Origin of the sequence: Leptothoe sp. EHU-05/26/07-4 (genome assembly GCF_043421015.1) — a bacterium.
Classification (GTDB): Bacteria; Cyanobacteriota; Cyanobacteriia; order Phormidesmidales; family Phormidesmidaceae; genus Leptothoe; species Leptothoe turfae.
The window spans coordinates 590,975-606,427 of the sequence record NZ_JAXSQV010000007.1 but is presented as its reverse complement, the minus strand read 5'-3'; the positions used below and the strand labels follow the sequence as shown (position 1 = coordinate 606,427).

General features: G+C 48.9%; 11 protein-coding genes. 3 read left to right on the top strand and 8 right to left on the bottom strand.

Annotated features, from left to right (window positions below; genetic code table 11):
• Positions 1-50: 50 nt before the first annotated feature.
• Positions 51-980 (top strand): DUF928 domain-containing protein, encoded by a 930-nt coding sequence (locus U2F10_RS27130; RefSeq protein WP_499873814.1) that lies wholly within the window; start codon positions 51-53, stop codon positions 978-980.
• A gap of 22 nt (positions 981-1,002) precedes the next feature.
• Here U2F10_RS27130 and U2F10_RS27125 read toward each other — a convergent pair whose 3' ends face one another.
• The 5 genes from U2F10_RS27125 to U2F10_RS27105 all read right to left on the bottom strand — a co-directional run bounded on the left by U2F10_RS27125 (position 1,003) and on the right by U2F10_RS27105 (position 11,640).
• Positions 1,003-3,903 (bottom strand): CHAT domain-containing protein, encoded by a 2,901-nt coding sequence (locus tag U2F10_RS27125; RefSeq protein WP_499873813.1) that lies wholly within the window; start codon positions 3,901-3,903, stop codon positions 1,003-1,005.
• A 55-nt stretch (positions 3,904-3,958) separates the two neighbouring features.
• Complete coding sequence (locus U2F10_RS27120; protein WP_499873811.1) at positions 3,959-5,851, bottom strand: ShlB/FhaC/HecB family hemolysin secretion/activation protein; 1,893 nt, start codon at positions 5,849-5,851, stop codon at positions 3,959-3,961.
• A gap of 71 nt (positions 5,852-5,922) precedes the next feature.
• Positions 5,923-10,125 carry a two-partner secretion domain-containing protein gene (locus U2F10_RS27115; protein ID WP_499873810.1) on the bottom strand — a complete coding sequence of 1,401 codons (4,203 nt, stop codon included), beginning with the start codon at positions 10,123-10,125 and terminating at the stop codon, positions 5,923-5,925.
• Positions 10,126-10,547: 422 nt separating this feature from the next.
• On the bottom strand, positions 10,548-10,997 hold the full coding sequence (locus tag U2F10_RS27110; RefSeq protein WP_163668465.1) for a MarR family winged helix-turn-helix transcriptional regulator: 450 nt from the start codon (positions 10,995-10,997) through the stop codon (positions 10,548-10,550).
• Positions 10,998-11,199: 202 nt separating this feature from the next.
• Entirely contained in the window at positions 11,200-11,640 is a 441-nt protein-coding gene (locus U2F10_RS27105; protein ID WP_163668467.1) for a heavy metal-responsive transcriptional regulator, read from the bottom strand.
• Between the two features lie 160 nt (positions 11,641-11,800).
• On the opposite strand from U2F10_RS27105, the gene U2F10_RS27100 reads away from it, so the two are divergent.
• Positions 11,801-12,172: a hypothetical protein gene (locus tag U2F10_RS27100; RefSeq protein ID WP_163668469.1), complete on the top strand. Its 372-nt coding sequence runs from the start codon at positions 11,801-11,803 to the stop codon at positions 12,170-12,172.
• Complete coding sequence (locus U2F10_RS27095; RefSeq protein WP_163668471.1) at positions 12,169-12,450, top strand: PepSY domain-containing protein; 282 nt, start codon at positions 12,169-12,171, stop codon at positions 12,448-12,450. Before U2F10_RS27100 ends, U2F10_RS27095 begins: the two co-directional genes overlap by 4 nt.
• On the opposite strand, the gene U2F10_RS27090 is transcribed toward U2F10_RS27095, so the two are convergent.
• The 3 genes from U2F10_RS27090 to U2F10_RS27080 all read right to left on the bottom strand — a co-directional run bounded on the left by U2F10_RS27090 (position 12,447) and on the right by U2F10_RS27080 (position 15,306).
• Positions 12,447-13,346, bottom strand: coding sequence for a LysR family transcriptional regulator (locus U2F10_RS27090; protein WP_250565106.1), 900 nt, complete (start codon positions 13,344-13,346; stop codon positions 12,447-12,449). The genes U2F10_RS27095 and U2F10_RS27090 overlap by 4 nt on opposite strands.
• Before the next feature lie 725 nt (positions 13,347-14,071).
• Positions 14,072-14,716, bottom strand: coding sequence for a chromophore lyase CpcT/CpeT (locus U2F10_RS27085; protein ID WP_163668475.1), 645 nt, complete (start codon positions 14,714-14,716; stop codon positions 14,072-14,074).
• 95 nt (positions 14,717-14,811) lie between these two features.
• Entirely contained in the window at positions 14,812-15,306 is a 495-nt protein-coding gene (locus tag U2F10_RS27080; protein ID WP_163668477.1) for a GNAT family N-acetyltransferase, read from the bottom strand.
• Positions 15,307-15,453: the final 147 nt, after the last annotated feature.

Below are 15,453 nucleotides of genomic sequence, written 5' to 3'. Positions count from 1 at the left end.
TAATTAGCATTGATTAGACAGTGGCTTCATCAGTGCAGGGAGACATCTAGATGAATCGACCACCATCGCAATATACGCAAAAGCTTAAAGGTCTGCTCAGCATAGGGTTAAGCCTAACGCTACCATTGACAATGGTGTCGCCAGCCCAAGCAGGTTTAATTGACCGAATCACCTCCATTTTTCGGCCTAACTCTGAGTTGGGGAATGCAACAGGTACCCGTCGAGGTGGGGGCACTCGGGATATTTGTGAGGTGCCAACGCCGAGTGTTGGTCAGGCTAGGGTCAATACTCCATCGATAGATGATCTGTTTGAAGATGATGCCGTCACGTCTGCAGACACTGAGACTAGCGAGGAGACGATGGCACAATCTCCTGAGTCCTCAGCGAACCCTGAAGAGCCTCCGGTTCTAGTGGCATTTGTACCCGCAACAACGGCTCCTGATCCAACATCGTCTGCCCAAGAGCTATTGTTGGAGGGGAAAACCTTAAATGCCCATCCCCGCTTGGGCTTATATGTTCCTTTTTCCAAACTAGAAGATACAGCTATCCTGGAACTCTCGATTGCAGATAATGACGATGAGAATCGACAATTCTTAGTGGAACGTCTGTCCCTAGAACTTCCGCAAAATCCTGGCCTAGTGACCATTGCGTTGCCTGAGTCGCAACCGGGTCTACAACCCAACCGTGTGTATTACTGGACGGTTGCCTTGCGCTGTCGTGGTGAAGGTGCGGATGATGCCAGAACATTGCAGGAGGTGAGCGGACTGATTTCGCTGACCTCTGATGCTGCAATCTCGTCGTCCTCTGACGATTATTCTGTTTATCTAGAGCATGGTATCTGGTACGACATGGTGGCCCAGTTAATTGCCCACCGCGATCAGTATCCAGACGAGTGGTCTGAGTTTTTAGAGTATTTTGGCCTGACAGATGAAACGGTTAATCCTCAGATAATTCCAGGGCTGGCTCCCTTAGCTGAGTAAATAATCCCTCAGGAGATTGTACCTAACGCCAACTGCCTACCAGCACATAGGGAGCCCAATATCTAGGTGTCGTGTACTCCTCTTTTAACGTTAGCTGAGCCTGTTGCAGAGCAACGGCACGACTGGTATCGGGTTGTTCTAGATGCTGATAAAAGGCCTCAGCGAAGGGGACGCTGGCGGCATCATCTACACTCCATAGGGCAGCGATCGCACTACGGGCACCAGACTGCACCGTGGCTCCCGCTAGCCCCAGCACGGCTCGATTATCACCAGTGGCCGTACGACAAGCGCTAAAGATAATCAGCTCAATGGGGTTTTGAATGGCTTGGGTATTGCGAAATAGGGCATTTAATTCATCGACTGGAAGGCGTTCATCATCGGCCAGAATATAGGTGTCTGCTCGATTTGAGGCAAATTGACCATGGGTGGCGAGATGCACAATCTGATAGTTGGCATCATTTAACTGCTGGTTAAAGGTCTCTCGGGTAAAGTCCTCTTCTTGCAATAGCTTGACAGAGGCTCCACTCGTTTGGATTTTTTCTAATTCAGCAGTGACATTGGGGAGGACATAGTCTTCAAATGGGATAGGCGGGTTTCTTACACCAGCGGCTAGAACTTTTAAGTCGGCACCGTTGGGTAACGTGGTTGACTCTCGTACTTCGATGCCTAGGTTGAGAGCGATCGCATATTTCTCAAGCAAATAGTTCTCACCGTCATACAAAACCCCGAGGGGAATGGCTCGAAACGGGCCATCTAAAACAAAAACCAGCGTTTTAGATGAACTGTTAGCTAAAGCATTTTCCAAGGCGATTGCCAGGGTTTGAGGCTTTGTCTGGGGGCCAATCTCAGTGGCTTCAAATAGGTAGGTGTACAGCCGTTCACTAGCACGTTCAAATTGTCGCACTGCTCCTGGATTAGAGGAATCTAAATTTCTGCGAATTTGACTTAGTAATTGTTCAATATCTGCCTTCTCTACATTGCTGGAGAAACGTTGAAGGGTATAATCCTCGGTTAGTTCTGATGTCGTGTTGGCCTGCTGAACTGTTTTATCGACTATGGGCAGCTGCAAGACCACTTCTAACCGGTGTTCGAGCAAAATTGGGTATATGCCTGCATCTCCTGGCTGTAGGGTTTTACCTAGTTCAGTTGTGGTGTCGACACAGGCAGCTTGGAAAAAGTTCTCCAGCTCCGCCACCTGCATGGCATCCATGACCTTTCGCACCAGGTCCAAATCTTGTTGAGACGTTTGAACCCCATCAGCATTAGCTTTGCTTTGTTGAGACCTGGTAGGGGGTAAAAGCAGCGCTACCAATTCACGATAGATGGGTTCAATGTTGTCCCTAAAGTAAAAGCGCTGATCGGAATTGACGGCGATCAAATCAGAGCGGAGAGTTTGCAGGGTGTCAAAGGCACCTCTGTAAGCTGCGATCGCACCGTCTCTATCCCCTTGTGCCGTTAACAATCGCCCCAGCTGATGCTGCCACTGATAGCTAATATCCCGAGCCCCGATGGCTTGGGCTTGGGATAGGGCCTGCCGTGTCAGAATGGTGGCGGTTTCTAGATAGGCGTTTTGCCGAGGCCCTTGAGAATCTTTACTATACAGTCCATAAAGCTGGCCTTGATGCCCCAAAACAGAGGATAAAGCCCGTTTATCATCTAGCTGTCTCGCCTGGGCTTCTGCAGTTTTTAGCAGGGCTAAGATTTCTGTGCCATCAATGGCCAATGGCTGATTCTGTTGCCATTTCATTTGTTGCCATTTTAGTAAGCTCTCTGCCAGGTTTACATGGGCGTAGACCGTCTGTCTTCCGGGCCTAAGGATGCTGAGCTGCGTCTTAGCGGTGTCATAGGACGTTTGCAATGCTGTTGGCTCCAGCGCTGTTTGTAACTCGCGCTGCTGATCTGTGGATAACCCTTTAGCCTCAGACAACCAGTCATAAATATCAGCATTAACCTTGAAACTCAGCTTATTGAGAAGCGCTTGCAATGCTAATGGACGATTACTCGTCTCATTGATCACCTGGTCATAGATGAATAGGGTGTTTGAGAAATTTTTATACGCTTTCTGATGGTCAATGGTGGGTTGACTAATATCTTTAAAAAATTGGTGACGATAAAAATTGCCCAAGCTTAATGTCGCAGCGGCTGTAATATCTGTTCGATTTAACTCTCGACCAATGTTTAAACTCTCTTTAAGCAAAGATTGCACTGAGCGTGTTTGTTGTTCGTTAGAAGAGTCGCTCTTATGGAGAGAGATTTCTGAGGCACCTGTCATCCATAAAACATCGGCTAGCTGACGCAATGCGATCGCCTTCTCGCTCCCGTCTGAGGTTGGTTGCTCCCGCAAAGATTTTGCCACATCCACCAGGATAACCTTGACCTGCTGAAATAGGCCCAGGGTTTGGAGCGAACGGGCCTGTTTAATCTGGCTTAGAGCTGCCCGGTTGGGTTGATCGAGCTGGTTATAGAGTTGGGCTGCTTGTTCCCAACTGGTGGCCGCTGCTGCTGCTTGGCCCCTAGCCAGTTGCAACTGTCCCTGCACGTCTAAAGCCTGGGCTTGAATAGCCGCTTGATGGTCAGCATTGGACGCCTCGATACGCTCAAACGCCATTTTCAGGGCGTCAGTAGCCAGCTGCCAATTACCCAGCTGTTGATGGGTTAGAGAGAGGTTACTCAGGGCAATGGCTTGGTTGATCGAGTCGCCCTGTTGACTGACCGTTTCTAGAACAGTGGCCGCAGCGTTATAGCAGCCTGATTCGTAGAGGGTTTGAGCCTGGGACAGGGATAAATCACGGTCGGGAATAGCGCAGTTGATGACTCCCTGTTCACTGTTCCCATTAACTGTTATTTGGGCGGCGGTGCGTCCTGTGCCTAGGGTTAGCCATAGGATCAAACAACCAATGAGTACGTATCGCAGATTTGCCATGGCCATCGCTTCTCAACTCATTACAACAGGTCTGAGGAACACGCTCTAAGAGCCTCTATAAAAAAGAGTAGCTAATGGAAAAATAAACACCGCTTTCTTGCAAACTATCATTACCATCTGAAACTGAGATTAAAGGAATGCCCCAGTCTAAACGGGCGCTCACGTTAGGCTGTTGCCAGAGAAAGCCTGTGCCGATACCCACCAGGGTATTGGGGTCGGGATTTTCTCCATCTACATTCCAGCCATGGCCAAAATCCACAAATGGAGTGATTTGTAAGACACCCTCTACTTTGGCGATGCGTAGAATGGGAAATCGGGCTTCGGCAGAGGCTTGGACGCCTCGATCCGTTAACAGTTCTTCTTGACGATAGCCGCGTACGGTCGCCTGTCCTCCTAAGCCAAACTCTTCTGATGACAGCAGATTATCATCGGTGAGCTGAACACTCCCCCGCAATAAAACAAGGGAATTCTCCCCCAGACGTCGTACCCATTGGCCTTGGCCTTGCCAGGAGAAAAAAGAATTGTCGGGAAGCTCTGGATCGCTATTGAGGGTGCCATCGAGAAAGTTACCGAGACCAAGGTTAAATTGCGATCGCAACGAAACCACCTGCTTGGTGTTCCGCTGGGTCCAGGTTTGGGCAAACCGTAGGGCCGAGGTTACCGTACGCCCCTCATCATCGGCACCGTCTGATAAGGGAAATGGGCCAATATCATCAATGCCTAGCTCAGTCTGGCTAAACTGCCGCCATAGGCTCAACTCCAAGTCAAATTGGTGCTCAGGGGTTTCAATAATGGGATGCCGCAGGGCGAGGCTATAGTTACTCGACTCTGAGCTAATCTCCAGCACTTCAAATGGAGATTCGACTACCTCATTAAAGGATGTCGTTGCGGCGGCGGTGAGGGTGGTGTTGTAAGGGCTGATGGGCAGGCTATAGCTACCATTTAATTCGTTGCTGCCATCCGTATTGGAATAGCCCAGAGCAAGGGCATCGCCTAACCCTAGCAGATTGGTTTCTTGAAAGCTGATTCCTCTCCGAAAGCTGCCCACACTCGGGGAGCGATTATTATTGAAGTTGACCGTGAACGAGGAGCTATCGGTTTCGGCGACTTCCACCACGAGCAAATTGGTGCCGGGGGTTGTCCCGGCCTGTAGATCGGCGCGAATGGTTTCAATCAGTGGGTTGAGCTGTAATAACTGTAGACCTGCCAATAGGTTGGCTACGTTTAGGGGCGGGCGGGCGGCGATGCCCAACCGGCTACTAATGTAGGCTGATTGAAGACGTTCATTACCAGTAACTCGAATATCTTCTAACCGGCCTTCAACGGCTTGAATGGTGACAATGCCATTGATAAACGGAGTATCTGCCGGAATGATGGCTCCAGAAGTGGCGTAGTCATTATCCAAATACAACTGAGTCACAGCTGAGCGGGCGAGTAATATCTGAGAAAAGGTGAGCTGTCGTCCGCCCTGGCAATCAACCGATGCGTCGATTGCTGGAATGGTTGCATCTTCTGCAAAGGCTGCTTCAATGGCATCATTTAGCTCATCCTTTTCAAAAACGGTGCTGTCTCTTACCTGAAAACCTTTGACACAAAGTGTTTCAGTACTACCCGAGAACGTGTCATCTGGTGGAGATGTGTCAATTCTGGGCAATAGCTCCCCTGGTAGCGGCAGTGGGGCAGCAGGCTCTAGGTCACGAAATGGTTCGGTGTCGCGAGGGATGACATCTTGATCTCGCAGGGTGGGTGGATTGGTGGGTGATGGATTTTGGGTAAGTAAGCTGGGGTTTGAGAGTCGTTCGTTAGTAGGCGATATTTGGCCCCAAGCAGGGGTACCTATGCATGGCACTATGGCGAGGGCAATGAAGGCTAGTCGAAAACTGTTTAAATCTTTGTGTACTACAAACGTTCTATTTGTGCCGAGGGTACGTGTTTGATAAATGAGCATGGCACATATATTGTTCAGATATTGTTCAGAGAATATGGAGAATATAGGGAAGATCTAAGCAAACAAGGGTTCTATGAATCAATGTCTGCTGCGCAGAGGCTGGCAGTCGGTGTACCAGATGCGTAAGGTGATGATTCTGTAGATGGAGTGGTGACGAAGAAAATCTGACCATTGGCTTGGGTGATCCAGCCTTGAGCTTCGCGTAGAGGTGTGGGTGAGGATGACTCCATGGGAGCGGTGGAGATGGTTGATGATGGGAGATCTGTTTCTGGTGAAGTGACCCAGGGAACAGTATCGAGATGTGCAGACAGTGGATCGCTAGGGCTAGTCGGAAGACCTCCTCGACCTGTAACCACAAACTCACTTTGGTCTGTACTACTAGCATTAGCACGACAGTCTGCTGCAATTTGATCAGACGCATCGGAGAAATTAAGCGGAAGCTCATTAATGCCTTCCGCAGGGTTAAATCCAGACGGATCTTGGGCAAAGCCGGTAGAAATAATGTCGTTTTCAGCGGTGAGTGAGTCTCGCACAAAAATGTTGTCTAGCGTTTGAGCAAACGTTGAGGTAATGGTGACGGCTCCCGTAACAATATCCTGGTTATTGGCTCCGGTCGCATCAATAATATCGGTGAAAATGTTGACAAATCCCAGGGGGGCATTAATCCCCCCTGAGCCTTCTAAAATGAGCGATCTGATCTGGGTCTGGCTTAACCCAGTATCGATATTGATGATACTGCCTGCTGGAGGGCTACCCAGCAGCTGAATGTTCGCTAAACTAATATTGCCGATTGCCGTTAATGAGATATTACGGGCCTCAACCACTACATCGCTGAGCGATAGGGGCTGAGCACCTGATGTAATTGCGACAGTCCCCTCAGGAGACTGTAATGTTAACGGGGAATCAAACGGATCGGTACCATTCACTGCCACATTGAGGATGCCCTCACCGGATGACCTGCCAATGGTGATGGTGTTGGGGGCAGTGGTATTGATCTGCTCAATTTCGGTTGGATCAATAGTGAATAGACCAGGGGGGGCATTTGACCCAATCGTAATTGCTTGCTCTCTCTGGTAAGGCTGTAGTGATAAGTTGCCATTTACAGAGAATCCAGGGCCGATGTTAATATCCCTGGCGATCATGGTGAGATCCCCTGGAACATTGGTTTCTCCTAAGCTGGCCGTACCATTTTCTTGAATAAGAACGTTATTGCCTGTGAGGTTGAGCAGGCCAAATCGATTGTTCTCACTGTCAAGGATAATATTGTTGTTGGCAATTAGGGTGGTGGTGTTTGCGATCGCAATATCCCCACTATCCGTAATCGAACCACTTGAAGTCACCTCTAGAGTCCCGCTGACAGTCGACGGACCCAGATCCGTATCTGAACTTTCTTGAATGGTGACGTTATTACCCGTGAGTTCTAGGGTGCCAAATTGATTATTAGGGCCATCAAGGATGATGTCGTTTGCGCCAGCATTGAGAGTAAGTGTATCTGTAATTGTACTTCCAGAAATCTGTAGTGTCCCTTCACTATAAATGCCAGCCCCCGCTGTTGTGGCTGCATTATTCTCCACACGACTGTTACCCAAAACCAACCGATTACCACGGCCAACCCGAAGTCCTCCGCCTAGATCAGCATTGCCATTGGTTATTCTAAGATTTTGAATCGTGGCTGTATTGCCGCTGCCCTGGATGTCAAATACCCGACTCTCATTGTTGCCACTAACCTCAAGGTTAGGAGCACCTGCTCCATCAATGGTCAGATTACGATCCAGGGTTAACTGCCCAGAACCGAGGGTGATTGTCCCATTACTTAAGGTAGATGTGAATTCAATTGTCCCGCCATCTTCGATAATCGTAATCGCTTCTCTTAAAGAAACATCGCCAACCGTAAAGTTGTTATCATTCTCGTCAGCCAAAATATCTACGGTTATATTGTTGAACAATGAATTCTTTAAATTAAACGTAGCCACATCGCTAGTATCCAGAATATTGCTAGTAACCGCATAATTTCCTGTAATTGCATTTGCTGAGGCCGTGACACTCGCTTGTCCAACGTTGTTCAGGATAGCCGTAGGGTTGCTAAGGGTGGCCGTAGCTCCAGTTTCAGGTGCTGTAAATACAACAATGCCATTTTCAACGGGCTCACCAAAAGCACTGGTTACGGTTACAGTTAGAGGATTTGCAAATACCCGATCAATATTGGTGGTCTGTGGGGTGCTTGCAGTATTAGCGGTAATGGTAAATCCCCGAGATTCGAAGGCACCAATGTCGCGGGTATTATTAACAACGGCAATACCACGCTGATCAGTGCCCGTCCCACTGCCGCTATCAATGGCTACGCTACCGGGTAGCAAGGCATGGGTTTGGGTCGGACCACCATAATCTCCCAGGGGAGCTAAACGTACGCTGACGTCAATGAGGTTATTACCGCCATTGGTAAAGGTGCCGTTAATGTTACCACCGTTGTTGCCAGTGACAATAGAATTGCGACCCGTTACCTGACCCCCAAAAATATTGGAAATGCCGCTGCCTGAACTAGCGATATTTTCTGTGACGGTGCTCTGATTCAGGTTAAGGCTACTGTTCGAGCCGAGGGAAAAACCCCCACCGCCTCCCCCAGCACTATTATTACTAAAAGTACTGTTATTAACAGTTAGCTCAAAGCCACCCGGTGCAAAGTTGATATCCACTCCACCCCCATTGCCTGTGGCTGCATTATTGGCAATGGTGCTGTTTTCAAAACCAACATCCGCAGATCCGACCAGGGAAATCCCCCCACCGACACCGGTAGCCGTGTTATTGGCAACCGTACTATTGGCCAGGGTAAAGTTACCATTGCCGCCAACTTGAATACCGCCACCGCTGCCTGCTTGGACACGACCATTAGTAATAGTAAGGTCAGAGACCCTAACCGTTCCACCATTAACTTGCAGGACTCTATGGGCATTGGCACCATTCAACGTGGTGATTCCTGCTCCAGCACCTGATAGTGTGACATTCCGATTGAGAGTCACTGGTTGCCCTTCCTGGTAATTACCCGCTGCCAGGTTAACGGTGCCATCTATTGCTGCAACATCTATCCCATTTTGCACAATGCCTGGGTTAGTGACATTAACATTGACGGTGCTACCATCGCCTGTCAGGGTTTGGTTTGCACCCAAGAGAATGGGTGCATTGAGATTAATGGCTAAGCGACCGTCTCCATTCTCATCATCTAAGGTGAGAGTATTGGCATTGGTTTGGTCATTACTGTTAACAACAGCGTTGATGTTGATGGTGTCAGATGCGCTGATTGTCGCATTGCCGCCTGCTAGGGTTGATACAATGGTATTGGCTCCTTCAGCATTCACAGTGAACGTAGGCGGGTCAAACAGAGCATGGCCACCGCCAGCCGCATCTACAGTTACCCCAAGGGTGAGACTTTTATCGGCATAAACTGCCAAGTCCCCCCCTGTGACCGTGCCAGAAATATCAATCAAACCCGAGGATAAATCAACAGTATCGGCGGACAACAGTACCTGTCCCCCCTGTTGTCCAGATACGCCGATCGTGGCCTGATCTGCCAGACTCACGTGATTGCCGATCACTTCCACAGTGCCACTCGGAGTTGTTAAGGAGCCACTGTTGAGTACGTTATCTCCAAACAGGGTAAGGCGTTCACCGGCATCAACGGTTAAATCTCCCTGGTTATCAATATCTCCTTGGGGTTGATGATTAAACTGTACCCCCAATGGTGTGCTAAAGGTGAGCAGTTCATTATTTAAGGGTGTTGCCCTAAACTCTCCTCCATTGGCTAACGGCAGACTTGCTGCTGTACTCGCGGTGAATGAACCATGGATATCCAACTCTGCCCCTGGACCAAAAACAATGCCATTGGGATTTAAGAAAAACAGATTTGCAGGACCGTCAACCCCCAGCAGTCCATCAATATTAGAAGTATTGGTCCCAGTGACTCGGCTGAGAATGTTGTCAATACTCTCGGGATTGGCAAAATATACCCGCTGCCCCGCATCAATATTAAACTCGCTGAAGCTATGGAATAGATTGCTGCCACGTTCTGCACCGCCATCAATGCGGTCTGCCACTGCTCCGTTGATGGTCACACCGGGAATCACCGTCGAGCTTTCCGCACCTAAACTGGTATCGGGTATGAGTTGGGCCTGCCCCCGAGGCATTTGTCCTAAGATCGCAACAGTAGATACCAAGGCACCCATGGCTATTCCAGCCCGCTGAGCTGCTGGAATCCAAGACGTTCTATTCAAATCACCCATGGGCTTATTGTCTGAATATTTTTCTCAGACACTCGTAAATTCAGGAGACTGGTTAGGAGGCTGGCTAGTCTAGAATATGACCAGCCTATGTATTTTCCCTGAAAACCTTTAGCAGATGGATACGTGATTTACAAATTGATAGAACCGGTAACCCCGTTTAGGTGTTTTCTCACATAAGGGTGTACTGTTTTCGGGACAGATAGGTTTTCGGGGCAGATAGGTGCGATCGCACTAGCGCTAACGTATCAAGTCACGATCATGGACCTGCGCAAAATCAATCCTGGGTCCAACGGGAACAATACCACTGGGATTTAGCTCAGGCAGACCTGCATAGTAGAGTTGTTTCCCATGCTCGATATTGCACCAGTCTCCCTCTAACTGATATAGCTCGCGGCAATAGATCCGCAAAACGTCAGAGGCAGCTAGAAGGTCTGACGTAACCGATTGAGTAACACCTTTAACAGCTCTAGCTCTGATGGATTAAAGGATACAAAGTGCTGTTTCATATCGGCAATGTGAGCCGGAAATACCTGGTCGAATAGGGCCTTGCCGTCAGGAGTGAGTTGGACGATAACACTACGCCGGTTCTCGGGAGGTGTCTTACGGGTGACGAGTCCTTTCTTGATCAGGCGATCAACCACACCTGTCAGAGTCCCTTTTGTAATCAGGGTTTTTTCACCGATAGCGCCCATACTCATGCCTTGGGCATGGCCTAAGGTGGCAATGACGTCGAACTGTGATGGGGTGAGGTTGTGTTTTCTGACAAAGCCCTCGGAGTAATTGGCAAAGGCTTGATATGCCCTAACTAGCTCTCTAATGGTTCCAAGAAAGGGTTCTTTAGCGGCAACCTGGGGAGAGTAAGGAGTTGGCATAGGTGATGAGTCAGACAGTTTGAGTTAGTCTTATTTTAGCGAGATGGGGAGTAATCTTAGTAACTATTGTGTATTGTTGCAGCAGCAGTTAGCCTCAATGCTGTCAAATTGTCTGCATAGGATAAATGCTGTTATTTCTAGAAAACAGAACAGCTTTACGAACTTAGGCGTTTACGCTTAAACAATCCACCAATCCACCGTCTCAACCAGGATCTTTATTTTTGCGCAATCCCCTTAAACTAACCGTCTCAATCAAGGGACAAATATCCCCCGGAGCCGGTTGTGGCCGAGTCGATGCCCAGCGATCGCGATAGTCTTCCAACTCAGCTTTAAACTCTGTCATCTGTCGAATTTGAGTCTCCAACTGATCAATTTTATCCTGCAAAAGAGATTGCACTAAGCCACAAGGGGTATCCCCTCTCTCATGCAAATTCAATACCTCGCCAATCTCTTCTAGGGAGAAACCAATGGCCTGGGCTTTCTTGATAAACTGCACCTGATGCACAGCATCAGGAGAGTAATAGCGATAACCGTTATCACCACGATCTGATGTCAATAAACCCAGGTTTTCGTAATAACGTAGTGCACCGACAGCAAGACCTGTCTGCTTTGCGACCTCACCGATTCTTAACCGGACAGCCATGGCCAATGTTCCTAACGAATTAATCCGATCATAAACCCTACAGTTAAATATAGAGTTCTTGATATGGAGTGTTGTGGGCTTGATCCGTTATCTGACTAGAGGCTTTATCCTAAAGTGAATAGTCCGATGTTGACCCTAGGAAAAACCAAACGAACTGCTAATGGCCCATGCTAGTTACACAATCACAACAGTTAGTACCTTAGCGATTGGTCTACAGAGGGTGCCGCCAGTCATGGCTCATAATGGTGTGCTCCATGGTCAACCGCAAGAGACGACTCCAGCAGAGCCAGTCACCGCTGAGCCAGAGTCAGTGGGCTCCAGTGGTTCTGCTTCAGAAAGTCATGCCGAGGATATGACAGGGGAGCCAATTACAGAATCTGAAGAAGCTGATGCACCACAGTCCCTCTACACAACGTTCTCGCTGACTAGTTTACCTATTGGTCCTGGCGAAGTTCTATTGGGTTTGATCTTGATTTTCCCCTGGTTACTCATCACACTCAGAAAGCAGCTACATCGTGCAACTCGTTCATGAAGGCCTACCAAATTCGTCAGCTCCATCGTGCTCTTGTGCCGTTTATGGTGCTGCCATTGCTGATTACTCTCACAACCGGCACTGCTTTTCAGTTTGCTGCTGTGGCTAACCGTGCTGAGGATTTTCTATGGCTGCTAGATTTGCATCGTGGCAAGTTTGGCACCATTAACCTGGAAGTTATCTACCCCATTCTGAATGCCGTAGGGTTACTCACCCTAATCATTACCGGGTTGTTTATGTGGATGAATACGCTCAGTCGACGGCGACCCCAGGCTTAGGCGGCTGGAGCTTCTAGCTGAAGGGCTTTAAATACATCTAAAAACGCATAAACCGCTGGCGATAATAGGGCATCTTTAGGCCATGACACGCCTAGGGGGCGAAAAACTTTGAAGGGTAGCTGCATGACCCGCACATTTTTAGGAATTGGGTGGGCTGATAGTTTGTGCAAAATACCAATGCCTAAGCCCTGGTTGACCATGCCCACAATCGTGCTGTCAGTGCGCACGCGATACTCTGCCTCAACGGGAGGTAACACCTGCTTTAGGACTCGATTGATGCGATGGGTGCAGCTGCCATGGACTGAGGTAATCAAAGGATATTTATTTAGATGATCCCAGGTGAGCTGAGGGGACTCAATGGAATAGCTCGATGGCACCAGACCGATGCAGGGATCATTGATCACTGGCAAGGTTTCAAAGTCATTCTCCGGCAGCAGTTCGGCTACGGAGATATCAGCTTTTCCTTCAATTAAAGCTTGCTGAAATTCCCTAAGCTCATCCATTTCAGTAATGGTGACCTGGATGTTGGGATAGGTGGTGTGGAGTTTTGCGATCGCACTCGGCAATACATTACTAGCCATGCTGCGAAAGGCCACAATCCGTACCTGGCCGCCTTCCACACCCCTTGCCTGGGAAGCCAGCTGGCCAATGTCGTCCAGACTTTGTAGCATCTGCTGGGCCTTGGCACAGATCGTTTCGCCAACGGGCGTCAGACTAGCTCCATGACGGCCACGATTGACCACAATGACGCCCAGCTCCGACTCCAGAGCGGCAATACTGTGACTGATGGTGGACTGGCTCAGGTTTAGCTCTAGGGCTGCTTCACTAAAGTTTTGGGTGGTTGCGAGCGCAACCAAAGCGCGCAACTGTGAGAGCTTGATTTTCCCTAGATTCATAGCAACTGATGACTGCTCTGAAAAGAGCAGTACGGATCTTACTGCCAAGGCTATCGTAACTGCCCCAGGAACAATCATCAATTTTTTGCATACATGCTATGGCTAATCTGAGTTGATTTAACTCAGGCATGTTATAAAAATCGATCCCAGGTGGTTTATCACCTGGGATGAAAGCCTTGTATTGAGTTGATGGAAGTCCTTTAGATTAGCCAGTCAAAGACCCAAGCTAGTAACACAAGCAGTCCTGTACCCATTGCCACCGTCTCTGTGAGCCAGATCAATCGACTTTTCAGGTTAATCATGCAAAAAGTTGCCTTTTCGATACATCATCCCCAGGTAGACTCAAACTCAGGGTCATAACGGACCAAGTTGGTGAAATTTTCCCGAGATAGAGTTGGCTAAGTTAGCTGAAAGTACCTGTGGCTGGTTAGATGGCCTGCAAAACCGCACCCATTTGAGTTTGGAAAGGTCAGGTGTCAATACAAACAGCAGGCTAACATACTCGCATATTCGAGTGCCAAGCTGCACCCTGCACACATCAGTAATGCTAATCTACGTGTTCATATGCACTGGAATTATTATATTCATCGTCTAAAATACGGACGGCGTTTGCTCAATTCTTCAAGATGATTTTATAAAAAGCGCAGGTGCCCGTTGAAAAACGCTGACAATTTCGGATAGCGTAGGTCGCTCCGTGGATCGTAAAGACTGGCCATTGCCACCAGTTATTCATCTAACCACCGATACTGGTAGGGTTCTACTTCCGCGCCCCACACTTGTTCACCGTTAGCATCAAAACCCCGATCCCAGGTATCCATGCCATCTTGATGTAAAACAATGGTGTTGGTCAGGCGTACGGCTCCCCGCAGATTTACGGGACACCCTTCGGCAGGCGTGCTGCCCACGTAACCTAAGGTGGAGGGACGTAAGGACACCACACAGACCAACTCCCCCAGGGCATGGGTGTCAATCGATGGGGTGGCCTGCTGGCAAAGACCGGTCCATGTCTCTGGAATAGGCGGTTTGAAGGTGTGTGACTCAACCCGCGTGGCATCTTTGCTGAGGGTAATGTACAAAAAACGTTGCCTATAAGGACTTTCTATATGTGCCGTCAGCGCCTGCTCTTGATATAGGTAAATACCGTACTGATCCGCTGACCCCGTGACCTGAATCGGGCAGGTGGTCATTTGGACACCGACAAAGCGAGAGTTTCGCTCTGCTTGTTCAGTGGTATCCATAGGACGGGTGAGGTGTTCTACCACGGCATCCACATGCTGGGGGGATATCGCGGGTGTTGGGGCATGGCTGGTGTGGCTGCTGCTTAACCACACCCCCAAAAGCACCGGGGTCAAGGACCATAAACGGGGCATGACTGTTTATAGAGGGGGGTTCTGATCAAATCCCCAGTATTTTCCAGCTTTATGGGTGCCCAAACCTGAGATCGACCAGGGGTTGTTACAGAAGTTTAAGCAGCTTCGATGGCAAGTTCCATCAGGTGAATGTCAGTGTGTCCTGGTCTAAGCCCCAGGTCTTGCCAGCCGTGACGTTTGTAGAAATTCATGGCTTTTTCGTTAGTTGGGCTGACGGATAGCTGGGCACGAATGACGCCCACTTCTTGAAATAGCTGCATCACATAGTCATGGAGCTGGTCGCTAAATCCTTGTCCGCGGCGGCTGGGAATTAGATAAAACAAATACACATAGCCAAGTTTTTCTTGGCCCCGCAGCTCTGTCTCAATTTGGCCGATGATTTCCTGCCCATCAAAGACATGAACACAGCTTTCGGGGCAGGCATTGATGCGCTTGCTTAGCCAATTGAGGTAATCCTGGGCATGTTCGCCACCTTCTAAGGCAAATCGTTGGTCACCATCTGCAAAACTGCAGGCAAATGCGTCACGCCGAAAATGAACACACAGTTCGGCATGGGCTTCAAGGTCAATAGAGCGAAAAACGAGATTCATCTGATGGATGTGAGCTCTAGGGACGAACATAGGAAACGTTAAGGACTGACTAAGTGCCAACAAAACCCTGATATCTAGATTAGTGCGACTACCCTCAAAGTTGCTATGACTCTGCGTCCTAACTTCGTAGGAAGTTGCTTGACACTC